Consider the following 24,412-nt stretch of genomic DNA (forward strand, 5'->3'; position numbering starts at 1 on the left):
CGGGTCGACCACGGTTCGAGGTGGGAGATGAGCGGTGATCACGACCCGACGGAGGGCCACGTCGACGGCGAAGAATCGTTCTGGGGTGACGAACCGCTCCCAGAGGACACAGCCGTCGACGGCGGCGCCGCGCTCGCCGGGCTGTTCGACCCCGATCGGGTCGCGGTCGTCGGCGCGACGGACCGGGAGGGGTCGGTCGGCCGGGCGGTGACGGAGAACCTCATCGACGAGTTCGACGGCGAGGTCGTCCCAGTCAATCCCAGCCGCGAGGAGGTGCTTGGACTGTCGTGCGTCGCGTCGGTCGCGGACGCCGACGCCGACATGGCGGTCGTCGCGGTCCCGCCGGGGGCCGTCATCGACGTGGTCCGCGAGTGTGGCGAGTCCGGCGTCCGGAACGTCGTCGTGCTCACCGCCGGCTTCGGCGAGACCGGAGCCGAGGGAGCCGACCGCGAGGGACGGCTCCGGTCGGTCGCCGACGAGCACGACCTGAACCTCGTGGGGCCCAACAGCCTCGGCGTGATGTCCAGCCCTCGCGGGCTCAACGCCACCTTCGGCCCCGATGCGGCGCCGGCTGGCGGCATCTCGTTCATGAGCCAGTCGGGGGCGTTCGTCACGGCGGTCGTTGACTGGGCGAAGGAACAGGGTATCGGCTTCAAGGACGTCGTCTCGCTGGGCAACAAGGCCGTCCTCGATGAGACGGACTTCGTCCGTGCGTGGGGCGACGACCCCGGTACCGACGTGGTCGTCGGCTACCTGGAGAGCATCGTCGACGGTCGCGCGTTCGTCGACGCCGCCCGCGAGGCGACCGACGACACGCCCGTCGCCGTCGTCAAGTCAGGGCGCACCGACGCCGGCGCGCAGGCCGCCTCCAGCCACACCGGCGCGATCGCCGGTTCCGACCGCGCCTACGAGGCGGGTCTCGACGCGGCTGGGGTCCTCCGGGCGGAGTCCGTACAGGAACTGTTCGACGCCGCGCGCGCGCTCTCCGGCGGGGACGTGCCCGACTCCGACGGCGTCGCCGTCGTGACGAACGCCGGCGGCCCGGGCGTGATGGCGACCGACGCCGTCGGCGACGCCGAGCGCCTCCGGCTGGCGAGCTTCGACGAGGGGACGGTGGACCGCCTCGGCGAGGCGCTACCCGACGAGGCGAACGTGTACAACCCAGTCGACGTGATCGGCGACGCGAGCGTCGACCGGTTCCGCGAGGCGCTCGACATCGCGCTACAGGACCCGGACGTGGGCTCGGTCGTCGTGATCACCGCGCCGACCGCCACGCTCGACTTCGGCGAACTGGGCGAGATGATCGCCGACGCCGCCGACGAGCACGGCGTCCCGATGGCCGCCTGCCTGATGGGCGGCGGCCGCCTCGCCGACGCCCGCGACGTGCTCCGTGACCGCGGCGTCCCCTCGTACTTCGACCCGGCGCGCGCGGTCGGCGGGCTGGAGTCGCTCGCGGAGTACCGCGAGGTTCGGGGGCGCTCGTACCCCGAGCCGGAGCCGATCGACGCCGACCGCGAGCGGGTCCGCGAGATCCTCTCGTCGGTGACCGAGCGGTCGGACAACCGCCTCGGCGTCGAGGCGATGGGGATCTTCGACGCCTACGGGATCCCGACCCCCGAGGGCGCGGTGGTCGACGACCCCGCCGAGGCCGAGCGGGTCGCCGAGGGGATCGGCGAGGAGGTCGTGATGAAGATCGTCTCGCCGGACATCCTCCACAAGTCCGACATCGGCGGCGTGAAGGTCGGCGTCCCGGTCGCGGAGGTCGCCGACGCCTACGAGGACCTCGTCTCGCGGGCGCGCAACTACCAGCCCGACGCGACGATCCTCGGCGTGCAGGTGCAGGAGATGATCGACCTCGACGAGGGCGTCGAGACGATCGTCGGCAGCCACACGGACCCGCAGTTCGGTCCGCTCGTCATGTTCGGGCTGGGCGGCGTGTTCGTCGAGATCATGGAGGACACCACCTTCCGCCTCGCGCCCGTCGGGCACGACGAGGCCGTCGAGATGACCGAGGATATCGACGCCGCGCCGCTCCTGCGGGGCGCCCGCGGACGCGAGGCGGTCGACCTGGACGCGGTCGTCGACGCCGTCAGGCGCGTCTCGCAGCTGGTCGCCGACTTCCCGAGCATCGTGGAACTGGACGTGAACCCACTGGTCGCGACGCCCGACGGGGTCCGGGCCGTCGACCTGCGACTCACCGTCGACCCCGAGGAGCTGGAGACCCAGTCATGAACCCGTTACTCGTCACATCGACCGCCGAGAGCACCGGCAAGACGGCCGTCACGCTCGCGCTCGCGCGCATCGCCGCCGAGCGCGGGCGCGAGGTCGGCTACATGAAACCGAAGGGCACGCGCCTCCAGAGCGTCGTCGGCAAGACGCTCGACGAGGACCCCATGCTCGCGCGAGAGCTGCTGGGCCTCGACGCCGAGATGCACGAGATGGAGCCGATCGTCTACTCGCCGACGTTCATCGAGGGTGCGATCCGCGGCCGCGAGGACCCCGACGAACTCCGCGAGCGCATCGCGGAGGCGTACGACGGGCTCGCCGCGGACGCCGACGCCATGTTCGTCGAGGGCGGCGGGAACGTCCGCACCGGCGGCGTCGTCGACCTCACCGACCCGGACGTGGCAGAACTGCTCGACGCCGACGTACTGCTGGTCGCCGAGTACGGCGAGCCGGGCGACGTGGACGACCTGCTCGCGGCCGTCGACGACATCGGCGACAGCCTCGCGGGCGTCCTGTTCAACCGCGTCGACGACGCCGTGTACGACGACGTCGACCAGGACGTCATCCCGTTCCTCACGAGCCGCGGCGTCGACACGCTCGGCGCGCTGCCGCGCAGCCCGGAACTCGCCGGCGTGACCGTGTCGGCGCTGGCGGACGAACTGGGCGCGGAGACGCTCGTCGAGGGCGACGGCGACGCGCTCGTCCAGCGGTTCATGGTCGGCGCGATGGGCGCCGAGGAGGCGCTGCGGCACTTCCGTCGCGCCCGCGACGCCGCGGTCATCACCGGCGGCGACCGCTCGGACATCGCCACGGCGGCCGTCGAGGCCAACAGCGTCCGCTGTCTCGTGCTCACCGGCGGGCACCGGCCGTCCGGGTCGGTGTTCGGCAAGGCGAAGGAGGCCGGCCTTCCGGTGCTGTCGGTTCCCTCGGACACGCTCACGACCGTCGACCGCGCGGAGGACGTGATCCGCAGCGGCCGGACCCGCGACGCGCGGACGGTCGAGGTGATGCGCGAGCTGCTGGAGACCCACGCGGACGTGGACGCGCTTATCGGCGGCGACCCGGGTGCCGGGTCCGACGAGTAGTCCGCAATCGGATCCGACGTGTGGCTCCGGTCACAGCCGACAATCACTCGAACGCGTCGAGACTCGACTGACCGGCGTTCCCGTCGGGACCACCCTCCGCGTCCGGCTCCGCCGGGTCGTCGCTTCGCCCCGACCGCGATAGCGAGAGTCGCTCACGGACCCTGGGGTGGTTCGCCGCCTCCCGAGCCCGGTCCGCGAGCGCGTCGAACCGTTCTCGCGCCGCCCGCCGGGCGCTCTCGAACTCGACGATCGGTCGGGGGTAGTCCTCCCCGATCTCGATTCCCAGATCCGCCTGCATCGACAGCGGGAGCTTCTCCGGCCTGTCGAGGTGTTCCGGCGGGACGTCCGCCAGTTCCGGGACCCAGCGGTGGACGAACGCGCCGTCGGGATCGTTCTCACGGACCTGCTTCCGAGGGTTGTAGATTCGGACGGCTGCGACGCCGGTCAGCCCGGTCTGGTACTGCCACTGCGTGTAGTTGATGGCGGGGTCGGCGTCGACGAGGTGCTCGTAGAAGTGGTCGGCGCCGACGCGCCACGGTTGCCGGAGGAGGAAGCCGAAGAACGACGCACACATCGCGCGCATCCGGAAGTTGAGCCACCCCGTCTCGCGCAGACAGCGCATCGACGCGTCGACCATGGGGTAGCCCGTCCGCCCCTCCTTCCACGCGTCGATGCGTTCCTCGTCGCGCGTGTCGCGGTTCAGCCACCTGAAGACCGGATTGACCGCGCGATCGGTCCACCCCGGCCAGTCCTGAAGCTTCTGCGTGTAGTGGCGGTTCCAGTAGAGCCGATCGCGGAACAGTTCCTTGCCCGCGCCGTCGGGCGCGTCGCGTTCGAGACGCTGGAACACCTCCCTGACGGACAGACAGCCGAACCGGAGGTACGGGGACAGCCGACTGGTCCCTGTCTCGGCGGCCGCGGGCGCCGAGATCGACTCCGGGTACTCGTGGATCCGGTCCAGAAACCGGTCGAGGCGCGCGAGCGCGGGCGACCGCCCGCCGACGGGGACCGACTCCTTCGCGGGAGTCACGTCGTAGCTCCCCTCGATAGCCTCGACGCTCGTCGCGGCGTCGACGCCGTGGCTTCCGAACCCCGAATCGTCGGGGGTCAGCGGGTCGCTCCGGAGGTACGACTCGACGTGCTCGGCCCACCCGTCGCGCGGATCGTCGACTCCCCTGCGGATCCCGTCGCCGTCGACGTACCGAACGTCGAGCCGTTCGGCCGCGCGGTCGTCCCGGCGCCTCCCGTATCGGCTCGTCGCGTCCGCGGTCGCGACGACGTCCCACCCGGCGTCGCGAAACCGTCCCAGTACGTCGAGCGGGTCCCCGTGAGCGTACACGAGAGCGGTGTCGCGGTCGGCGTATTGATCGCCGAGATCCGACAGCGACTCGTGGAGGAACCGACGCCGAGCGTCACAGGCGAGCGCGTCCTCGCCGTAGAAGTGGGGATCGAAGACGAACAAGGGACAGACGGTCTCGTACTCCCGCGTCGCGTACGTCACCGCGGGCTGATCCGGGACCCGCAGGTGACGCCGGTGCCAGAGGACGCACGCCGACCCCTCGGCGACGGCGGGCGGCGAGGGCACGCCTCCGAGGTCGTCCGGGTCGTCGCTCATCGTCCGGATCATGGGCGAATCGGTGTTAACGCTTCACCTCGATCGGCGGGCGACCGTGACGACCCCACGAGTCCTCCGAACCGACGGCCTCTGAACCGACGGCATCCGAACCGATGGCCTCTGAACCGACGCTCGCCGCAGGAAAGTTTTACAACCCTGCTTGTTTTCGGACAATTTGAATTGCCTATGACGGCGACAGACTCCGTTCACGGCCGATGGAACCACGCGCGAACGACCATCACCCCGGCACAGGCGCTGGCTGCGGCGCTCTCGATCGCGGCGCTCGGGTTCACGCTGCTGGCGCTCCAGGAACCGGCCGCCCACGAGGCGATGCACAACTTCCGTCACGCCGCAGGCATCGTCTGCCACTGAGATGCTCGCCGGCTACCTCGTCAGGGGCGTGAAGGCGGGACTCGTCGCCGGCGTCGTCTTCGGGCTGTTCGTGGCGCTCGTGGCGAACCCGCTGGTGGCGTTCGCCGACGATCGCGCACACGCGGACGGCGCCGTTCACGATCACGATCACGCCGCGGAGGGGGCCGGGACCGAGGGCGTGTTCCCGTCAGTCGTGACGGACGCCGTCGGCGTCGTCTCCGGTGTCCTCTGGGGAGTCCTCCTCGGGACAGCCGTGTTCGGGGCGGCGTTCTACTTCCTCGAACCGATCGTGCCCGGGGACGGCGCCGCTCGAAGCTACGTGTTCGGCGCTGCAGGGTTCCTCACCGTCTCGGTGGCGCCGTGGCTGGTGCTGCCACCGGCGGTACCCGGCGTCGAGCGGACGCTCGACCCGAACGCCGCGACGGCGGTCTACCTCGCCGCGACGCTCGCCGGGGGGGTCGCTTCCGTCCTCGGGATGTACGCGTACACCAGGACGCGCCCCGATCACGGCCGACTCGTCGCCGGCGTCGCCGGCGTCGCCCCGTGGGGGATGCTCGCCGCCGCGGCGGTCAGCCTCGTCGGGGTGCCCACGGTCGCGACGCCGACGGGGATACCGGCGGGTCTCGCGACCGGACTGACCGGGGTGGTCGTCTTCGGACAGGCGCTGCTGTGGTTGGTGCTGGCCGGCGCCCACGCCCGCCTTCGGGAGCGCTCCGCCCGCGCCGAACGGGTCGACGACCCCGAGAGAACTCGGCTCAGCGCGACCGCATCCGCGGGGGAGCGATGAGGGAGCGCAGCGCCGAGATCGCCGAGGGCGGCTTCACCGATCACGTCCTCGTGTGCACCAACGCCCGCGACTCGGAGTACGCCGCCTGCGCGGAGGCCCACGGCGATGAGGTGCTCGACGCCGTACAGTCGTGGCTGAAGGACCGCGGCGTGTTCTGGTCGAGCGTCCACGTCGCCGAGACGAGCTGTCTCGGACTCTGCAGCGCCGACGGGACCGCCGTCGCGGTCCACCCGCGCGGGCGGTGGTTCTCCGACGTGGTTCCGTCGGACGTACCCGACCTCCTCGCGCAGGTGTTCGGTCCGGACGCATCGGAACTCGGCGTCCCGGCTGACGCGACCGGTCCCCCGCTGGGGTAACCTCGATCACCGTACCGCCGACGCCTCGCTTTGGGTGACCGCCCCGCCGTCCGCGACTCCACCGGGGTCGCCGCGGACGGGTAGCCGACGGTCCGCGATCCGTTGTTCAACCTCACTTTTCTTAGAACAAACCAAATTGTTATTACCCGAGGCGCCGGGCGTGGAACCGATGCCTCGGATACCGTCGATACGCCTCCCGCACGACGCGAAGGCCGGGCCGACCAAGCCCGAAGTTCGGGCCGTGACGCTCTCGAAACTGGGGCTCACGCCCGCGGACCACTTCGTCGAGGTCGGCTCCTGTACGGGCGCGGTGACGATCGAGGCCGCGCGCCGTGCGGGGCGCGTCACCGCGCTCGAACGGAAGCCCGAGCGGTTGGAGGTGACGCGGAAGAACCTCGCCGCGAACGACGTCGGCGACGCGGACGTGGAACTCGTCGCCGCCGAGGCGCCCGAGGGGCTCCCCGACGACGCGGACGCGCTGTTCCTCGGCGGCTCGCGCAACTTCGAGGCGGTCCTCGATCACGCCGTCGAGACGGACGTGGACCGCGTCGTGATGAACGTCTCGCGGCTGGAGGTCGCGGGGCGCGCGGTCGAGGCGTTCCGCGACCGGGGCATCCTCGACGAGGTGGCCCAGTTCCAGGCGAGCCACGGCTACGAGCTGGCGGGCGCGACGAGCTTCGACTCGGACAACCCGGTGTACCTCGTCGCAGGCGGGGCCGGGGACGACGAGGGGTCGGGAGACGAGGACGCCGAGGCATCCGGGGTGAGCGACGCGTGACCCTGTACGGCGTCGGGCTCGGCCCGGGCGCATCGGACCTGATCACGCTTCGCGGGAAACGCGCGCTGGAGGAGGCCGACACGGTCTACACGCCGGGACGACTCTCGCGGTCGGTCGCCGTCGAGCACGTTCCCGAGTCCCGGCTGGGCGACCTCGACTTCCCCATGACGCGCGACCCCGAGGAACTCCGTCGCGCGTGGCGGGAGGCCGCCGACGCGGTGGCGCCCGTCGCCCGTGACGGCGATGCGGCGTTCGTGACGCTCGGTGACCCGAACGTGTACTCGACGTTCGGCCACCTCCGACGGACGCTGGACGCCTTCCACCCAGACGTGGACGTGGAGACGGTACCGGGCGTCTCCGCGACGACCGCGTTCACCACCGCCCTCGGCGTCGAGGTGGAGGCCGGCGCGGGGCTGGCGCTCCGGGAGGCCGACGCCGGACGGTCGCCGACGGGCCCCGACCGGATGGTCCTGTTCAAGGTGACCGACGCGCCGGCGACCCACGAGGGGCTCGTCGACGCCGGCTACGAGGTGACCTACGGCCGCCGCCTGTTCATGGAGCAGGGCGACACCGTCGTCACCGACGACCCGGAGGATATCGCCGACCGCGACTACTACACGCTGGCGTACGCTCGCCGCCCCGACGCCGGCGAGGAGCCGGCGACCGCGGCGTTCGCCGACGGCGACACGACGGCGACCGAGGCCACGGAGACTGACGGCGGCGAGTCCGCGACGGGGGGCGACCGATGACCGACGCCGACGACCTCCCGGAGCCCGCGACCGAGGTGCTGGAGGACCGCGAGGGCATCCCGTTCGCGGGCGCCGGTCCCGGCGACCCCGGGCTGTTGACGGTGCGCGGGCGGGCGCTCCTCGCGGACGCCGACCTGGTCGTGCACGCGGGGTCGCTGGTGAACAGCGAACTGCTCGACGCCTTCTGCGACCACGCCGAGCAGGTGAACTCCGTCGGGAAGGACCTCGAGGAGCTGGTCCCGTTGATGCGGGACGCCTACGAGGAGGGTCGGACTGTCGTCCGGCTCCACTCGGGCGACCCGTCGATCTACGGCGCGGCGCTGGAGCAGATGGACGCGCTGGAGTCGGAGGGCGTTCCGACCTACTTCGTCCCCGGCGTCACCTCGGCGTTCGCCGCGAGCGCGACGCTCGACACGCAACTCACGCTCAACGAGGTGGCGAACCACGTCGCGTTCACCCGGCCGCAGGGGAAGACCCTGAGTCCCGAGGAGGACCACATCTCGGAGTTCGTCCGCATGGGCGACGTGACGACGTGCATCTACCTCGGCACGCACGCGGTCCGCGAGACGATGGACCGCCTGCTTGAGGACGGGGTCGACCCCGACACGCCCGTCGCGGTCGTGTACCACGCCTCCTGGCCCGACGAGGACGTGATCCGCGGCACCGTCGCCGACGTGGCCGACGCGGTCGAGGAGGCGGGGTACCGCGCCTCCGCGCTCGTCGTGATCGGCGAGGCGGTCACCGGCGGTGGCTACGAACGCTCGTACCTCTACGGCGACTGGGCGAACGGCGGAAGCGACGACGGCGGCGAGGCGGACCGGGACGCGGAGGCCGCCGAGGGCGACGACTGACACACACCGACAGCGAGGACCACGACATGAGCACGGACGACGACACCACGGACGTATCGACCGACGACGCGGGAGGTTCGGACACCGACTCCGACTCCGGCGGCGCACACTGCTCGACGCCGGACTCCGACGGCGAGGTCGCCGAGACGCTCGGGATCGTCACCTTCGAGCGCAAGCGCGACACCGCCGAGGAGATCAAGGAGGGGCTGGCCGACCGCTACGAGCGCATCGACCTGCTGGAGTACCACGGCGACGTGTTCGAGGAGCACTGGGGCGAGTACGACGTGTTCTGCGGTCTGATGGCCAGCGGCATCGCCATGCGCAAGACCGCGCCGCTGCTGGACGACAAGTGGGACGACCCCGCGGTCGTCGTCGTCGACGAGGAACTGACGTGGGCGATCCCGCTCACGGGCGGCCACCACGGCGCGAACCAGGTCGCCGACGACCTCGCCTCGCTGGGGGCGGTGCCGGCGATGACGACCGCCAGCGAGGCCGCGGGCAAGCAGGGCGTCGAGGAGCGAGCGAAGGCGCTGGACGCCCACGTCGTCAACGGCGACTCGACGGTCGCGACGAACCTCGCCGTCCTCGACGACGAGCTGGGTCCGGTCGAGCGGCTCGACGGCCCGCGGGCGGTCCTCGTCGGCGACGACGTGACCGTTCTGAAGCGCAACAGCGACCCCGAGGAGGGCGTCGTCCTCGGGACGGGCAGCGTCTCCGGCGCGACCGCGGAGCAGTTCGAGGCGGCCTGGGAGCGCGCCCTGGATGAGGCCGACGCCGGCTGGGACGACGTGGAGTTCGTCGCCACCGGCACCCGCAAGGAGGAGGAACCCGGGCTGCTGGAGGCCGCCGAGGCGCGCGATCTCGGCGTTGTGAGCTTCGAGAAGGAGACGCTGGAGGATCACGAGGGGCCGACGCCGTCGCGCTCGAAGGAGCTGATCGGCTGGCCCGGCATCTCGGAGGCGTCGGCCATCGCCGGCGGCCGCGAGCACGAGCTCGTCGTCGAGAAGATCGGGTACGAGGACAGCGTCACCGTGGCGGTGGGCCGATGAGCGGCGAGGCCCCCTCCGGGTCGCTCCTCACAGACTCCCGCGCGGCCGCCGGCGGCGACCCCGAGGGCGATGCCCCCGACGGCTACGGCACGCTGTACGTCGTCGGCATCGGCCCGGGCCTGCCGGGCGAGATGACCGATCGCGCCCGCCGAGTCATCGAGGAGGCCGACTGCGTGATCGCCTCGAACCTGTATCAGGCGTTCCTCCGCGACGACGGCACGCTCCCGCCCGAGGACGAGCAGGAGGACAGCGATCAGGAACTGGTCCGCTCGTCGATGGGCAAGCAGGTCGAACTGGCGCGGGAGGCGTTCGAGCGCGTCCGCGACGGGCAGGACGTGGCGCACGTCTCCGGCGGCGACCCGAACGTGTACGGGAAGTCGGACCTGCTGTTCACGATGGCCGAGGCGGAGGAGGCGACCGACGTTCCCATCGAGATCGTTCCCGGCGTCACCGCGGGACTGAGCCTCGCCGCGACGCTGGGCGCGCCGCTGTCGAACGACTTCTGCACGGTCTCGCTGTCGGACAAGTGGCGCGGCTGGGAGGAGATCGAGGAGAAGCTCCACGCGGCGGCGACAGCGGACTTCGTGATCGTCCTGTACAACTGCTGGCGCGACTACGAGCGTGCGATCGAGGCGATCCGCGAGGCGCGCCACGACGACGTGCCCGTCGCCATCGTCAACGACGCCGGCCGGGGCGACGCCGGCCGCAACGTCGACGGCGAGACGTACACCCTGACGACGCTCGGCGAGGCGACCGAGCACGACGAGGAGGTCGGCGGGATGGGCACCTCCATCCTCGTCGGCACCCACGAGACCGAGGTCTGGGAGAACGACTACCGCGACTACCTCGTCACGCCCCGCGGCGGGCGCGACGTGGAGGACTTCTGAGTCATACGACACCACACTACACACAATGAGCGACGACACCACCTGCGGCGGTTCGACGGACGAGGCGAACAGCAGCGAAACCGAGACCGGCACGAGCGCCTGCGGCGCGAAGACCGACGGCGGAACGGCCGCCGAGACGGCCCAGTCCGACGCGGCCTCCTCCGGGTCGTCGGCGTGCGGCGCGTCGTCGGGGTCCGCGGACTCCTCGGGGTCGTCCTCCTGTGGCGGCTCGAAGAGCGCGACCGACCAGAAGGTGGAGGCCACCGTCGACGACTTCGACGCCGACCCCGGTCGGCTCGTCGCCGTCGGGCTCGGCCCCGGCCACGCCGACGGCATGACCACGCGGGCGAAGTCCTCGCTCGCGGACGCCGAGCACATCGTCGGCTACACCACCTACATCGACCTCATCCCCGACGAGATCACAGAGCAGGCGGACGAGCTGTACGACACGCCGATGTGCGGCGAGGTCTCGCGCACCGAGGAGGCCATCGACCGCGCGCTCGCCGGCCACGACGTGGCGATCGTCGGCTCAGGCGACCCGAACGTGTACGCGCTCGCGGGGCTCGCCCTCGAGATCCTGGAGTCGAAGGGCGCGACCGCCTCGATGGTCGACTTCGAGGTCGTCCCCGGCGTCCCGGCGGCGCAGTCGTGCGGCGCGCGGCTGGGCGCGCCCCTCGTCAACGACTCCGTGTCCGTGTCGCTGTCGGACCACCTCACTCCGATGGAGGAGATCGAGTCGCGCCTCCACGCCGTCGCCGGCGAGGGGTTCACGATCTCCATCTACAACCCGTGGAGCCGCAAGCGCCGCGAGAACTGGGAGACCGCCTGCGAGATCCTCCGCGAGCACCGCGCGGACGACACCCCGGTGGGCATCGTCCACGGCGCCGGCCGCGACGACGAGGAGGTCGAGATCACGACCCTCGGGGAGTTGGAGTCGTACGGCGAGACCGACCTCGTGGACATGACGACGACGGTCGTCGTCGGCAACGAGGACACGTACGTGTGGGACGACCGGATGGTCACCCCGCGCGGCTACGAGAGCAAGTACGACTACTGAGATGAGCGGGCCAGCCAGCTACACGGTGACGGTCGACCGCGACGCCTGCGACGGCGTGTTCGCGTGTCTCGTCCGCGACCCGCGGTTCGTCGAGGACGACGACGGCCTCGCGGGGATCGACGCCGACGACGCCGAGGCGGTCGAGCGGACGGAGGCGAGCGTGACAGCGACGTTCGCGGACGACCGGATCGACGACGCGCAGCAGGCCGCCGAGGCGTGCCCGCTCGACGCCATCACGGTCGAGACCGCGGAGACGCCGGGGGTGATCGACGGATGAGCGAGTCCGCCGAGGCGGACACCTCCGACCGGACGACCGGCGCGCCGCTCCCGGAGCCCCCTGACGACCTCCTCGCCGCGACGCCCGAGGCCGCGTACCTGTGGGGCCGCGTCGCCGCCGACGGCTCGGTCGCCGGCGACGTGGTGAGCGTTCGCGTGGGCGACGCGGAAGCCGCGGAGCGCGTCGCCGCCCTGTTCGGCGCTCGCGACGTGGACCGCGAGCGCGAGGTGACCGAGCGGGAGTACGCCCATAACACGGCCGTGACACGCACGAGCGACGAGTTCGTCGTCACGGCGGAGACGCCCGCGGCCCGCCGAGCGTCGGCCGCGTTCGGCCTCCCGACCGACGGGGAGGAGTCCGGCGGCTACCGCCTCTCGGCGCTCGACGACCACCGTCGACAACTGCTCCGGGGGCTCGTCGAGGGCTGTGGCACGGTGTGTTACAAGTCGGACGCGAACGCGGTCGGCATCTCGTTCGTCCACGACGACGAGGCGCTGCTCGCGACGGTCCGGGATCACCTCGACGCGGCGCCGGTCGACGCCCCCTACGGCGACCTGAACGAGTCCTCCTCGGGCGGCTACTGGTTCGGCGTCGCCGACGACGCCGGCCCCGCCCTCGGCGAGTGGCTGTACGAGGGGAGCGAGGAGTCGGGCCTGTTCGCCCCCCAGCGACGGCGAAAGACTCGCAGGAGTATCGAGCGCGTCCGCGAGGGCGACGAGGGAGGCGACGAATGAGCAGCGAGACCGCCCCCACGCCGTCGTCACTGTCCGACGAGGCGGTGTTGCTCGTCGGCCATGGCTCCCGGCGCGAGAAGTCGAACGAGCAGGTCCGGGAGTTGGCCGCCGACCTCGAATCCCGACTCGGCATCCCGGTCGACGCCGCGTTCCTCGAACTCGCCTCGCCGGCCATCGACGAGGCCGTCGCGGGGCTCGCGAACGCCGTCTCGCGCGTCTCCGTCGTCCACCTCTCGCTGTTCGCGGCCAGCCACGTCAAGAACGACGTGCCGCTCGCGGTGAAGCGCGCACGCGCAGCGCACCCCGACCTGGAGATCCGGAACGGCTCGCACCTCGGCGTCCACCCGGCGCTGATCGACCTGCTCGACGACCGGGCGGCGGCCGTCGAGCGCGAGTTGGGCGTCGACCGCGCGGACGACGAGGTGGCGGTCGTGCTGTGCGCACGGGGCTCCTCGGACCCCGACGCGAACGCGGACGTGCACAAGCTCGCCCGACTGCTGTACGAGGGACGGGAGTTCGCGGACGTGCGCGCCACCTTCATCGGCGTGACCGAGCCGACGCTGGACGAGACCCTCCACGCCGTCGCTCGCGAGCGTCCGGACGCCGTGGTCGTCCTCCCGTACATGCTCGGCGACGGCGTCCTCACCGGTCGGATCAAGGACGGCGCCGAGGAGTTCGACGAGGAGTACCCGTACGTCGAGGCGTCGTACGGGGAGCCGCTCGGCACCGACCCGCGCCTGCTCGACGTGCTCTCGGACCGCTGGCAGGAGGCCCGGACGGGAAGCGTCGAGATGTCCTGTGACACGTGCAAGTACAAGGTCGAACTCGACGGCTACGAGGAGGACGAGGGCGGCGCGCGGGCGATGTTGCGCGCCCTGAACCACAGCGCCGCCCACGCCGACCGCGAGGACGTGGACGACGACCCCCACGCCCACGACGCCCCCGCGAACCACGTCGCCGTCTGCACCAACCAGACCTGCGCGGCCGCCGGATCGCCGGCCGTCCTCGAACGGCTTCGGCAGGCCGTCCGCGACTCCGACGCCTGCGACGCGCGCGTCACCCGGACCTCCTGTCTCGACCAGTGCGGCGACGGTCCGATGGTGGCCGTCTACCCCGACGGCGTCTGGTACGGCGGCGTCGAGGAGGCCGACGCCGACCGCATCGTCTCCTCGCACCTCGACCGCGAGCGCATCGTCTCCGACCTCGTCCACGACACCCTACAATGAGCTGTCTCGAACTCGAAGCCCTACGACTCGGCCTGATGAACGTCCTCGGCACCGACGACCGCTCCGCACGCGAACATGCCGAGAAGGAACTGGAGGGCGAACTGGAGGGACCCATCGAGGGGCTCGCCACCGCCGCCACCCTCGACGAGCTCCGCCGGCACCTCGACGCCGCGCTCGTCGACCTGGAGGAGGAGGTGGCGACGCTCGACCCCGAGGATCCGGAAGCCGACTACGTCCGCGGCCGCCTCGTCGCCGTCCGCGACGCCGAACGGAGCCTCGGCCGTCTGGCGACACAGGGCGAAGGCCTGCTCGACGGCCTCGGCGAGACCCACCACGACCTGCACGATGCCTTCCCCGTCGAGGAGTGAGGCGGTCGGCGGCGGCGACAGCGACGGCGAGGACGGGGGCGACAGCGGGCCGACCGCGCCCGGGCTCGCCGTCCATGCCGTCGCCCCCCTGGGTGACCTCGATCCCGGCGGCTCGCGCCAGCGAGGACGGCGCACCGCCGTCGCGCTGACGGAGGACTCCGTCGTCGTCGGGACCGCCGACGGCGACCTCCGGGCGTTCGAGCGGACTGGAACGACCGCCGGCGATGGTGGCGGAGACGACACTCTCGGTCCGGAGCGGTGGCGACTCGACGGCAACGAGCCGGTCGTCGCGCTCGCGCCGTTCGACGGCGGCGTCCTCGCGGGTACCCGCGGCGAGCGCGGCGCGATCCGGCACGTCGACGCCGTCGGCGACGAACGCTGGCGACTGAACGCGGCTGACGACGTGGGGGCGCCCGTGAAGGCGACGCGCTTCTGGTACCCGTTCGTCGCCGCGATCGAGACCCACGGCGACCGGGCGTACGTTGCCGCACGCCGGTACGAACGGCGACGCGGTGCCGAGGACGGGGACGATGACGACGCGAGCGCCCGGCGCTTCGAGAGCGTCGTGTACGCGCTCGATCCGGACGGCAGTGTCGCTTGGCGGTACGCGGTCCGCGCCTCGCCCATCGCGGTGGCGGCCGACCGTGACCGTGTCGCGGTCGCGTACAACCGCTGCCCGGAACCCACCGCCCACGACGACGGGCTGGTCGTGCTCGACCCCGATTCCGGTGAGGTCCGACTCCGATGGGACCCCCGTCGCGCGCCCGACGCCGACGCGACCCGCCCAGTCGGCGACGTGGCGCTCACACCGGAGGGCTATGCGGTCGCGAGCCACGCCGACTACCGCGGCTACCTACTCGACCGCGACGCCGCCGTCCGCGCGTCGCTCGACCTCGGAACGCCCGTCGAGCGCGGGGTCGGTGACGGTTCCGGGTCGGACGCCGACGCGACCGACCGGGTGTACGCCTACCCGAACCACGTCCACGCCGGCGCCGACGGCGTCGCGTTCGTCGTCGGCAACACCTTCCCGGAGGAGGGCCGCGAGACGGCCGCGCGCCACCCCGCCGAACACACCGCCGTCGGCGTCGACCCCGCGGGCGAGGAGCGCTGGCGCGCGGACGCGGGCGGCTTCGCCCACCACGTCGCGGGAACGGACGACACGCTCGCGGTTCCGACGGCCCAGCACTTCCGCGAACGCGACCCCTCGATCCACGGGGTCCGCCTGTTCGACCTCCGGTCCGGCGGGGGGACCGTCGTCGACACCGAGGGCGTCGCGACCGCGGTCGCGCTCGACGGAGACGGCGTCGCCGCGGTCGAGGAACCGGTCGCATACCACGACGACGACGCGGACGAACGCGGCGCGTACCGGCTGCATCGCTGGCAGCGCTGACCCCCAAGTCGTAAGCGGACGCAACGCGGCGGGCCCCTCCCCCGAGAGCTTCTCCCCCGTGAACTACCGCTCGGTTGACCCGTCCCCTACCGTCCCGCCGAGCGCTCGGTCGACCCGTCCGGCCGACAGCGCCGACAGCGGAACGCGCTCGGCCCCTGTGGCCTCGACGAGCGTGGGAACGACCCCCTCGGCGTCGCCGGCGTCGACCACGAGCGTCCGGTCGGCGACCTCGCGGAGCCGACCGCCCGCCTCGCGGACGGCCGCCGTTGGGCGCTCGGCGCCGTTGGCGCCGCCGTCGGTGACGACGACCGCAAGCGACACGTCGGCGTCGGCGCGCGCGAGCGTGTCGGCCGCGGCGTTCACTCCCGCCGAGAGCGGCGTGCGGTCGCCAGTCGGCAGGTCCTTCAGGTGCCGGGCGGCCCGGCCCACGTCGTCGGTCGGCGGGAGCAACACGGCCGCGTCGTCGCCGGCGAACGCCACCAGCGAGACGGCGTCGCGGTGCTCGTATGAGTCGCGCAGCAGATCCACGGCGGCGCCCTTCGCGGCGCGCATCGGCCCACGCATCGAGGCGGAGGCGTCGACGACGAAGCACACGAGGGCCTCCGCGTCGCCGGCGCGGACCGAGCGACGGAGGTCCCGCTCCTCGACCGCCCGGCCGCCGCGCTTCGCAGCCGCCCGGACCGAGGCGCCCGCGTCGACCGGGTCGTCCGCGCTCGCTCGCTCCGTCCGAACGCGCGGCCCCGACCCGCGCGTGGACGGGGCGGCGCTCCCCCTCCCGGTCCCGTCGCCCGCGGCCTCCCGGCCCGCGTCAGGCGCCTCCACCTCCGGCGCAACGGCGTCGCCGACGCCTGCGCGCTCTGACCCGGGCACCACCGGCGTCGCCGCGTCGGGGTCGTCCGAGCTCCCGTTGTCGGAACCGGGGCTCCCGCTTTCGTCGTCGCTGTCCTCACCACGACCGTCGTCGCCACCGGCGTCCTCTGGCGATGACCCCTCGCCGCCGCCGTCGACTTCGCCGTCCCCCGCCCCGCCCGCAGTCAGATTCGGTTCACGGGGGGCATCGTCGGCCTCGGTATCCGGGGGTCCTCCGTCGGCGCCGTCGCCCTCGCCGTCCGCACCCGGGTCCCCATCTGCGTCCGCACCCGAGCTCCCATCGGCGTCGTCGCGGGCCGGGTTCTCTCCTCGATCGTGCGCGTCGTTGTCGTCGCGGTTGTCGTCGCCAGTCTCCGTATCGCCGTCCGGGTCCGCGTCTTCGGCGTCCGATCCCGTTCCGTCGCCCGTCTCGTTGCCGTCGTCGAGGTGGTCGTCGATCAGGTCCTCGGGGTCGGCCGCCTCCTCGAACGGGTCGGTGCGGAGGCGGTGCGGGAGCGCCCACGAGGCCGCCTCGCGCACGTCGCCCTCGATGACGCGAGAGCGCCCGTCCAGCGCGGCGAGAACCCGGGCGCACCGCGCCGCCGCGATGTCGGCGCGGTGGCCGTCGACGCCGGCGTCCCGGCACAGATCCACCAGGTCGCGGACGAACGAGTCGGGGAGCGTCACCTCCGGAAGCCGCTCGCGGGCGTCGGCGACAGCCGCAGAGGGGTCGGGGAACTCCGGGTCCGGTTCGTGGGCGTCGCCGTCCCGGCCCAGCGCACGGTCGACCACGGCGGCGCGGTCGGCGGTGTCGGCCAGTCCCGTCACGTCGACCGCGAGATCGAACCGGTCGCGCAGTTGCGGGCGGAGGTCGCCCTCCTCGGGGTTCATCGTCCCGATCAGGGTGAACTCCGCGGGGTGGCGCCGGGAGACGCCGTCGCGCTCGACCGTGTTCACGCCGGCCGCGGCCGCGTCGAGCACCACGTCGACGAGGTGGTCGTCGAGGAGGTTCACCTCGTCCACGTAGAGCACACCCCGGTTCGCCCGCGCGAGTAGACCCGGCTCGAAGGTCGCCTCGCCGTCGAGCGCGCCCGCGACCGACAGCGACCCGACCACGGCCTCCCGCGTCGCCCCGAGCGGGAGCGTGACGAACGGGGCCGGCCGAGTGTCGACCGGGAGGCTCGCCCGGCGGCGACACTCGGGACACTGTCGGTCGCGGTCGCCCGGCGGACAGGCGAACGGGCAGTCGGCGACGACACGCCGTTGGGGGAGATAGCTCGCCAGCGCGCGGGCGAGCGTGGACTTCCCCGTTCCCTTCTCGCCGCGCACGAGCACGCCCGAGAGGTCGTCGTGCGCGCCGACCGAAAGCAGCGCCCGCTTCAGCTCGTCCTGCCCCACCACGTCGGCGAAGCCGTCGGCCGGCGTCGGTGGGTTTTTGTCCCTGCCTTCATCAATCACGCTTGACTTACAACAACGAGGATTTACAAAGCTTATGACGACACTCGGGCTCTACACGGCGACGGAGAACGAACTGGGCTCGGTCGCGGCGGCGGCCGCAGAGACGGACGTCGACCTGATCGCACGCTCCAAGGGCGACCTCGACGACCCCGCCGACGTGGACGCGTTCCTGTCGGACCTCGCCGAGGCTGACGCCGCGGCGGTCGTGCTGTGGCTGCACGGCGGCACCGACAGCATGCCCGGCTACGAGCGCGCCGTCGAACGACTCCGCGAGGAGGGGACGCCGCTCGTGGTGAAGGCGACCGGCGACGCCTTCGCCGACGAGGACACGACCGCCGACGACGAGGTGACCGATCGAGTTCGCGAGTACCTGGATCGCGGCGGCGCGGCCAACCTCGCGAACCTCCTGCGGTACCTCGCGGACACGTACGGAACCGACGGCGACGAGCCGACCGGCGGCTACGAGTACGACGACCCGGTGGCGCTCCCCTCCGAGGGGGTGTACCATCCGGACTATCCGGGCGCGGACTACGATGAACTGGTCGCGACGTTCGACCCCGACACGCCGACGGTCGGCGTCTGGTTCTACGAGTCCCACTGGACCCACGAGAACACCCGGTACGTCGACGCCCAGGTGCGCGCGCTGGAGGCGCGGGGCGTCGACGCGCTCCCGGTGTTCTGCAACCCCGCGGGCGACGAGGACGGCTGGGACGCCGAGCGCGTCACCGACGAGTGGCTGCTCGACGACGACGGCGACCCGGTCGTCGACGCCATGTGCTCGTCGTTCATGTTCGCGCTCTCGATGGACGAGCGCGGCCGCGACGCCGACGACGAGGGGGCGAGCGCCGAGGAGGTGTTCCTCGACCGCCTCGGCGTCCCCGTGCTCCAGACGGTCACGACGATGCGCTCGCGGTCGCGGTACGAGTCGAGCGACACCGGCGTCATGGGGTTCGAGCTCGCGCTCTCGATCGCGCTGCCGGAGTTCGACGGCAACGTGATCACCCACCCGATCTCGGGGAAGGAGCGCACCGACGACGAGGCCGGGATCGGCTCGGCGCCGAAACAGCACTTCCCGATCGACGACCGGATCGACCACGTCGCGTCGCTTGCGGCCAACTGGGCGCGACTCAGGCACCTCCCGAACGACGAGACGGACGTGGCGGTCGTCCTCCACAACTACCCGCCCAGCGACGACGGCATCGGCACCGCGTTCGGGCTGGACACGCCCGAGAGCACGGCGAACCTCCTCTCGGAACTGGACGAGCGGGGGTACGACCTCGGCGGCGCAAGTGACGGTGCCGCCGGCGCCGCTGCCAACGGCGCCGACGACGCCGCGGTCGGCGGCGGCCCGCCGGTCGACGGGGCGGACCTCATCGACGCGCTCACGGCCCAGCTCACCCTCGACGACCGCTGGGTCGCCCCCGAGGACGTCCGCGATCTGAGCGTCGACACGGTCGCACCCGACACGTACCGCGAGTGGTTCGACGACCTCGACGACGGCTTCTGCGAGGCGGTGCTCGGGGAATGGGGCGACCCGCCCGACCGTCCGTTCGCGATCCCGGGCGTCGAGTTCGGGAACGTCCTCGTGACGGTCCAGCCCCCACGCGGGTTCGGGATGGACCCCTCGAAGGTGTACCACGACTCGGACCTCCAGCCCCCGCACGACTACGTCGCCTTCTACGGCTGGCTCCGGGAGTCGTTCGACGCCGACGCGGTCGTCCACATGGGCACCCACGGGTCGCTGGAGTGGCTCCCCGGCAAGACCGTGGGGCTGGACTCGTCGTCCGCACCGGATCAGTTGGTCGGCGACCTGCCGAACGTCTACCCCTACGTGATCAACAACCCCGGCGAGGGGACGCAGGCGAAGCGGCGCTCGTACGCCGCCGTCGTCGACCACCTCACGCCGCCGATGGCCAACGCAGGCACGTACGACGACCTCGCCGAGTTGGAGGAGCTCGCCGACCAGTACCGCGAGGCCGGAACGACCGACGCGCGCCCGGACGACGGCGAGCGACTCGAACGCCGGATCCGCGAGACGGTCGACGACCTCGACCTCGCGGTCGAGCTGGGCGTCGCGGGCGACATCGACGAGGCGGTCGACGTGCGCGGTCCCGACGAGGCCGGGTCCTCGCTCGCGGAGGGCGAGGTCGCTGGCGACGAGGTAGCCGTCGACGAACTCGTCGAACGGATCCACGAGTACCTCACGGACGTGAAGACGACCCAGATCCGGATGGGGTTACACACGCTCGGCGAGCCGCCCGCGGAGGACCGACTCGTGGAGTACCTCGTCGCGCTCACCCGGCTGGAGAACCCCGGCGCGCCGAGCCTCCGGGAGTCGGTCGCGGGCGTCCTCGGCGTCGACTACGACCGCATGCGGGAGGAGCCGGGCGCCTACGACGAGGATCTCGGGATGACATACTCGGAGGCGGCCGACCGTGTCCACGAGGTGAGTTGTGACCTCGTTCGGACGCTCGCGGAACACGGCTTCGACGTGCCCGACTCCGAGCGGGACGGAGGGGACGACGACGAGGTCAACATGAACCTCCTCGTCGTCGACATCGACACGGTCGGCGACGCTCGTGCGAAGTCCGGCGCCCACGACGACCTCCGGGAGGTACTTCGCTACGTCTGCGAGGAGGCCGCGCCCCGCGTGGGCGGCGCCCGCGCCGAGGTGGGAAACGTCGCCGACGCACTCGCCGGCGGATACGTCCCGCCGGGCGGCAGCGGCGCGCCGACCCGCGGGGGCGTCGACCTGCTCCCCTCGGGGCGGAACTTCTACACGCTGGACCCGCGGAAGGTCCCGGCCCGTGCCGCCTGGGAGGTCGGTCGGGAGGTCGCCGACGGCGTTCTCGATCGCCATCTCGACGACGAGGGCGAGTACCCCGAGGAGGTCGGCGTCGTCGCGTGGGGTACCCCCACCGTCCGGACGCGCGGGGAGACCATCGCACAGGTCCTCGCGATGATGGGCGTGGAGCCGGTGTGGACCGACGCCGGCCGGGTCGACGACGTGGAACCGATCCCGCTTGACGAGCTCGGTCGCCCGCGGGTCGACGTGACCACGCGCGTGTCGGGGCTGTTCCGCGACGCGTTCCCCGCCGCGGCTGGGGTGATCCACGACGCCGTCGACGCCGTGGTCGACCTCGACGAGCCGCACGACATGAACTACGTCAAGAAGCACGTCGAGGAGGAGGCCGAGGAGCTGGCCGCCGAGGGCGTCGACGACCCCGAGTCCGCCGCCCGCCACCGCGTGTTCACGACCAAGCCCGGCGGCTACGGCGCCGGCACGAACAAGGCGGTCGACGAGGGCAACTGGGAGGACCGGTCGGATCTCGCGGACGTGTACACGCAGTGGGGCGGCTACGCGCTCGGCTCGCGCGGACGCGTCAGCGAGGCCCACGACGCCTTCGCTCGGCGCCTCTCGGGCGTCGAGGCGACCGTGAAGGTCGAGGACACCGACGAGCAGGACGAGTTCGACTCCTCGGACTGGTACGCGTTCCACGGCGGGTTCATCACCGCCGTCACGGAGCACGCTGGCGAGGAGCCCGCCTCCTACGTCGGCGACTCCTCCGACCCGGACGACGTGCGCGTCTACACCAACGAGGAGAAAGTCCGCAAGGCGATGCGCTCGCGGGTGCTCAACCCCCGCTGGCTCGACTCCATGGAGGAACACGGCTACAAGGGCGCCGGCGACCTCTCCTCGACGGTCGACGTGGTCCTCGGCTGGGACGCGACGACCGGCGTCGTGAGCGACACGCTGTGGGAGGCCGTCGCCGACGCGTACGCCTTCGACGAGGACCGCCGCGAGTGGATGGCCGACGTGAACCCCTGGGCGCTGGACTCGATCACGGACACGCTGCTGGAGGCGGTCGATCGCGGCCTCTGGGACGCCGACGCGGGAACCGAGGAACGCCTGCGCGACCTCAACCTCCGCGCCGAGGGCGCCATCGAGGAACGTGAGTCCCGCGACGGCGACGCGAACGCGCTCGCGGGGCGCGCCGGCGACGACGACTGATCCGACCACCACGACGCAACACCTCATCAGACCACACCATATCAGACCACACCACAGCATACCACCCATGAACGACACATCCGACGCGACCGAGACGGCATCGGGGACGGACGACGAGACATCGAGCGAGCGCGAGGCGTACGCGGACCTGGGCGCCACGACCGAGGCGGCGATGGACATCGCGGAGACGAGCATGGACCGCGTCCACGAGCTGGTCCCACAGGAGACGCTGGCGGATCGCGTGCGCGCGAAGTCGGTCCACGCCACCGGCGATCCCGAGTTCCAACACCTGGTCCGGTTCACGGGCGACGACGAGGATGACCCGATCAGGGCGGGCGCCCGAGCGATCCTCGACGAGCGGCCGATCGTCACCGACATCACGATGGTGAAGTCCGGGATCACCGGTCGCGGCCACGACTGCCCGGTGCGAAAGGCGATCGGGAACGGGGCCGAACTCGCCGCCGAGACCGGGATGACCCGGACCGCCGCGGCGGTGCTGGAGCTCGACCGGGAGGGCGTCTACGACGGCGCGATCGCCGTCGTCGGCAACGCGCCCACTGCGGCGCTCGCGCTCGCCGACTGCATCGAGGACGGCACCCGTCCGGCCGTCGTGGTCGCGACGCCGGTCGGCTTCGTGAAAGCCGCCGACTCCCGCGAGCGGATCCGCGAGGTCTGCGCCGAGCACGGCGTGCCCGCGGTGACGAACGTGGGCCGCCGCGGCGGCAGCGGCCTCGCGGCCGGCCTGACGAACGAACTCGTCCACGTCGCCAGCGACGCCCGCGAGGGGGAGGTCTCCGTGGAGACCTCCGAACGGTCGAGCGGCGGGGACGCGGAGCCGCGAGACGGGGAGGCCGACCTGTGAGCGGGGAGGAGCCGAACGTGCCCGACACCCCCGACCTCCCGGACCGTCCCGCCGAGACGGCGAGCGCGGCACCGGAGCCGCCGCGGGTCGATCGGGACGCCGGCGGCGACTCGGGCGGCGCCGGCCTCGCCGCGGACGGCGACGCCGACAGCGAGATCGCGGTTCACGCGGTGGGGATCGGTCCCGGCAACCCGGAGTTCCTGACCCGGCGCGCGGGTCGGCTGCTCCGCGAGGCCGACGTCGTCGTCGGGTTCGAGACGGTCGTCGACTACGTCGCCGACGAGACGGACGCGGACCTGATCACCTGCGGCTACCGCGACGAACCCGAGGCGCTCGGCCGGTTCGCCGCCCGTGTCGACGACGGCGCCCGCGGCGTCGCCGTCCTGATGGGAGACCCGAACCACTCGGGCTACCAGTTCCTCGGCAAGGTCGAGTCGGCCGTCGACGCCCCGGTCGAGGTGGTGCCCGGTGTCTCCAGCGTGCAGGTGGCCGCGAGCCGCGCGCGGACGCCGCTGGAGGGCTCGACGTTCGTGACCCTCCACGTCCGCGGCGACGTGTCGGCTGACTTGGAGCGGCTGAGCCGCGACGCCGGGGCCCGGCACCTGATCGTCATCCCGCGACCGTACGACTGGATGCCCGAGGACGTCGCCGCGCGCCTGATCGCCGACGGCGCCGATCCAAGCCTCGACGCGCTGGTGCTCGAACGCATGACGCACGCCGACGAACAGGTCACCCGGACGGACCTGGGAGCGCTCGCGGACGGTGCCGGCGGCGACGGCGCCGACGACACGGCCTTCTCGGACCTCTCGGTGCTGGTCGTCCGGGCCTGAGCGGCGGCCCGCGGTCGAGCGCCCTGCGGTGTCGGTCGTTCAGTAGCCCCCGGGCAGCGCGAACACGACGCTCAGCAGGACGAACGGGACCGCGAACACCGCCGCGTACCAGCCGCCGCCGGCCGCCAGCAGCACCCACGTCGACGCGCCGTATCCCGTCCGGTCCCAGTCCACGCCGAGGCTCGGGAGCACGACGACGCCGAGGAGGGGCGCACCCGCGACGTACAGCACGGAAAGCGCGACTGTCAGCCCGAGGACCGCGTTGCTGAGCCCGGCGTCGGCCGGGTCGACTGTCGCGAGGACGACGAGCACCCCCGCGACGTACGGAATCGACGCGGTGACGCCGACGACGGCGTACGAGGGGACGACCGAGTCTGTGGGCGGGAGCGCCGCGAACAGCGCCCGAACTCGCTTCGCGACCAGAAACGGCGCCCACAAGAGTGTCGCGACGACGCCGGGCGCGACGAAGACGAGGGCGGTAAGCAGCCAGCCGCCGGCCGTGTCGGCCATCGATTGGAGGGGGACCACACTCGACCGATCGGCGTTCACGGCAAGTGTCTTCCGGACGTCAGTTCGTCGGGGTCGTCCGTCGCG

General features: G+C 72.3%; 22 protein-coding genes. 19 read left to right on the forward strand and 3 right to left on the reverse strand.

Annotated features, from left to right (window positions below):
* The first annotated feature begins 27 nt into the window (after positions 1–27).
* Together GRX01_RS04440 and GRX01_RS04445 are read left to right on the forward strand one after the other, a co-directional pair.
* A complete protein-coding gene (locus GRX01_RS04440; protein WP_159663810.1) occupies positions 28–2,232 on the forward strand; it encodes an acetate--CoA ligase family protein in 2,205 nt (734 codons plus the stop codon).
* The gene (locus GRX01_RS04445; protein WP_159663812.1) at positions 2,229–3,311 is read left to right on the forward strand and encodes a phosphotransacetylase family protein; all 1,083 of its coding nucleotides are present in this window, start codon (positions 2,229–2,231) and stop codon (positions 3,309–3,311) included. The genes GRX01_RS04440 and GRX01_RS04445 overlap by 4 nt, the downstream gene beginning before the upstream one ends.
* A gap of 43 nt (positions 3,312–3,354) precedes the next feature.
* Here the strand turns inward: GRX01_RS04445 and GRX01_RS04450 are convergent, their stop codons facing one another.
* Positions 3,355–4,926, reverse strand: a complete 1,572-nt coding sequence (locus tag GRX01_RS04450) for an FAD-binding domain-containing protein (protein WP_233740858.1) — start codon at positions 4,924–4,926, stop codon at positions 3,355–3,357.
* Between the two features lie 186 nt (positions 4,927–5,112).
* On the opposite strand from GRX01_RS04450, the gene GRX01_RS04455 reads away from it, so the two are divergent.
* The 14 genes from GRX01_RS04455 to GRX01_RS04520 all read left to right on the forward strand — a co-directional run bounded on the left by GRX01_RS04455 (position 5,113) and on the right by GRX01_RS04520 (position 15,807).
* Positions 5,113–5,298, forward strand: a complete 186-nt coding sequence (locus tag GRX01_RS04455) for a CbtB domain-containing protein (RefSeq protein WP_159663816.1) — start codon at positions 5,113–5,115, stop codon at positions 5,296–5,298.
* Between the two features lies 1 nt (position 5,299).
* Positions 5,300–6,085, forward strand: a complete 786-nt coding sequence (locus GRX01_RS04460) for a CbtA family protein (protein ID WP_159663818.1) — start codon at positions 5,300–5,302, stop codon at positions 6,083–6,085.
* Positions 6,082–6,441 (forward strand): (2Fe-2S) ferredoxin domain-containing protein, encoded by a 360-nt coding sequence (locus GRX01_RS04465; RefSeq protein ID WP_159663820.1) that lies wholly within the window; start codon positions 6,082–6,084, stop codon positions 6,439–6,441. Before GRX01_RS04460 ends, GRX01_RS04465 begins: the two co-directional genes overlap by 4 nt.
* 169 nt (positions 6,442–6,610) lie before the next feature.
* Entirely contained in the window at positions 6,611–7,219 is a 609-nt protein-coding gene (cbiT, locus tag GRX01_RS04470; RefSeq protein WP_159663822.1) for a precorrin-6Y C5,15-methyltransferase (decarboxylating) subunit CbiT, read from the forward strand.
* Positions 7,216–7,968, forward strand: a complete 753-nt coding sequence (locus tag GRX01_RS04475) for a cobalt-factor II C(20)-methyltransferase (RefSeq protein ID WP_321167904.1) — start codon at positions 7,216–7,218, stop codon at positions 7,966–7,968. The genes cbiT and GRX01_RS04475 overlap by 4 nt, the downstream gene beginning before the upstream one ends.
* Positions 7,965–8,819, forward strand: coding sequence for a cobalt-precorrin-4/precorrin-4 C(11)-methyltransferase (locus GRX01_RS04480; protein ID WP_159663824.1), 855 nt, complete (start codon positions 7,965–7,967; stop codon positions 8,817–8,819). Before GRX01_RS04475 ends, GRX01_RS04480 begins: the two co-directional genes overlap by 4 nt.
* A gap of 26 nt (positions 8,820–8,845) precedes the next feature.
* Positions 8,846–9,868, forward strand: coding sequence for a cobalt-precorrin 5A hydrolase (gene cbiG, locus GRX01_RS04485; RefSeq protein ID WP_159663826.1), 1,023 nt, complete (start codon positions 8,846–8,848; stop codon positions 9,866–9,868).
* Entirely contained in the window at positions 9,865–10,755 is an 891-nt protein-coding gene (locus GRX01_RS04490; protein ID WP_159663828.1) for a precorrin-3B C(17)-methyltransferase, read from the forward strand. The genes cbiG and GRX01_RS04490 overlap by 4 nt, the downstream gene beginning before the upstream one ends.
* A gap of 25 nt (positions 10,756–10,780) precedes the next feature.
* Positions 10,781–11,812: a precorrin-3B C(17)-methyltransferase gene (gene cobJ / locus GRX01_RS04495; RefSeq protein ID WP_159663831.1), complete on the forward strand. Its 1,032-nt coding sequence runs from the start codon at positions 10,781–10,783 to the stop codon at positions 11,810–11,812.
* Position 11,813: 1 nt separating this feature from the next.
* The gene (locus GRX01_RS04500) at positions 11,814–12,089 is read left to right on the forward strand and encodes a ferredoxin (protein ID WP_159663833.1); all 276 of its coding nucleotides are present in this window, start codon (positions 11,814–11,816) and stop codon (positions 12,087–12,089) included.
* Entirely contained in the window at positions 12,086–12,823 is a 738-nt protein-coding gene (locus tag GRX01_RS04505; protein ID WP_201289505.1) for a cobalamin biosynthesis protein, read from the forward strand. The genes GRX01_RS04500 and GRX01_RS04505 overlap by 4 nt, the downstream gene beginning before the upstream one ends.
* Positions 12,820–14,049, forward strand: a complete 1,230-nt coding sequence (locus GRX01_RS04510; protein WP_159663835.1) for a CbiX/SirB N-terminal domain-containing protein — start codon at positions 12,820–12,822, stop codon at positions 14,047–14,049. Before GRX01_RS04505 ends, GRX01_RS04510 begins: the two co-directional genes overlap by 4 nt.
* Positions 14,046–14,417 carry a DUF3209 family protein gene (locus GRX01_RS04515; protein ID WP_159663837.1) on the forward strand — a complete coding sequence of 124 codons (372 nt, stop codon included), beginning with the start codon at positions 14,046–14,048 and terminating at the stop codon, positions 14,415–14,417. Before GRX01_RS04510 ends, GRX01_RS04515 begins: the two co-directional genes overlap by 4 nt.
* Entirely contained in the window at positions 14,395–15,807 is a 1,413-nt protein-coding gene (locus GRX01_RS04520; protein WP_233740860.1) for a transcriptional regulator, read from the forward strand. The genes GRX01_RS04515 and GRX01_RS04520 overlap by 23 nt, the downstream gene beginning before the upstream one ends.
* A 63-nt stretch (positions 15,808–15,870) precedes the next feature.
* Here the strand turns inward: GRX01_RS04520 and GRX01_RS04525 are convergent, their stop codons facing one another.
* Entirely contained in the window at positions 15,871–18,114 is a 2,244-nt protein-coding gene (locus tag GRX01_RS04525; protein WP_321167905.1) for an ATP-binding protein, read from the reverse strand.
* Between the two features lie 34 nt (positions 18,115–18,148).
* Between GRX01_RS04525 and cobN the strand changes: the two genes are divergently transcribed.
* The 3 genes from cobN to GRX01_RS04540 all read left to right on the forward strand — a co-directional run bounded on the left by cobN (position 18,149) and on the right by GRX01_RS04540 (position 23,818).
* The gene (gene cobN / locus GRX01_RS04530; protein WP_159663839.1) at positions 18,149–22,126 is read left to right on the forward strand and encodes a cobaltochelatase subunit CobN; all 3,978 of its coding nucleotides are present in this window, start codon (positions 18,149–18,151) and stop codon (positions 22,124–22,126) included.
* Positions 22,127–22,193: 67 nt separating this feature from the next.
* Positions 22,194–22,988 carry a precorrin-8X methylmutase gene (locus GRX01_RS04535; RefSeq protein WP_159663841.1) on the forward strand — a complete coding sequence of 265 codons (795 nt, stop codon included), beginning with the start codon at positions 22,194–22,196 and terminating at the stop codon, positions 22,986–22,988.
* On the forward strand, positions 22,985–23,818 hold the full coding sequence (locus GRX01_RS04540; protein WP_321167906.1) for a cobalt-precorrin-7 (C(5))-methyltransferase: 834 nt from the start codon (positions 22,985–22,987) through the stop codon (positions 23,816–23,818). The genes GRX01_RS04535 and GRX01_RS04540 overlap by 4 nt, the downstream gene beginning before the upstream one ends.
* A gap of 39 nt (positions 23,819–23,857) precedes the next feature.
* Here the strand turns inward: GRX01_RS04540 and GRX01_RS04545 are convergent, their stop codons facing one another.
* Positions 23,858–24,346 (reverse strand): hypothetical protein, encoded by a 489-nt coding sequence (locus GRX01_RS04545; RefSeq protein WP_321167907.1) that lies wholly within the window; start codon positions 24,344–24,346, stop codon positions 23,858–23,860.
* Positions 24,347–24,412 lie beyond the last annotated feature (66 nt).

The organism is Halobaculum saliterrae, assembly GCF_009831625.1.
Lineage (GTDB): Archaea > Halobacteriota > Halobacteria > Halobacteriales > Haloferacaceae > Halobaculum > Halobaculum saliterrae.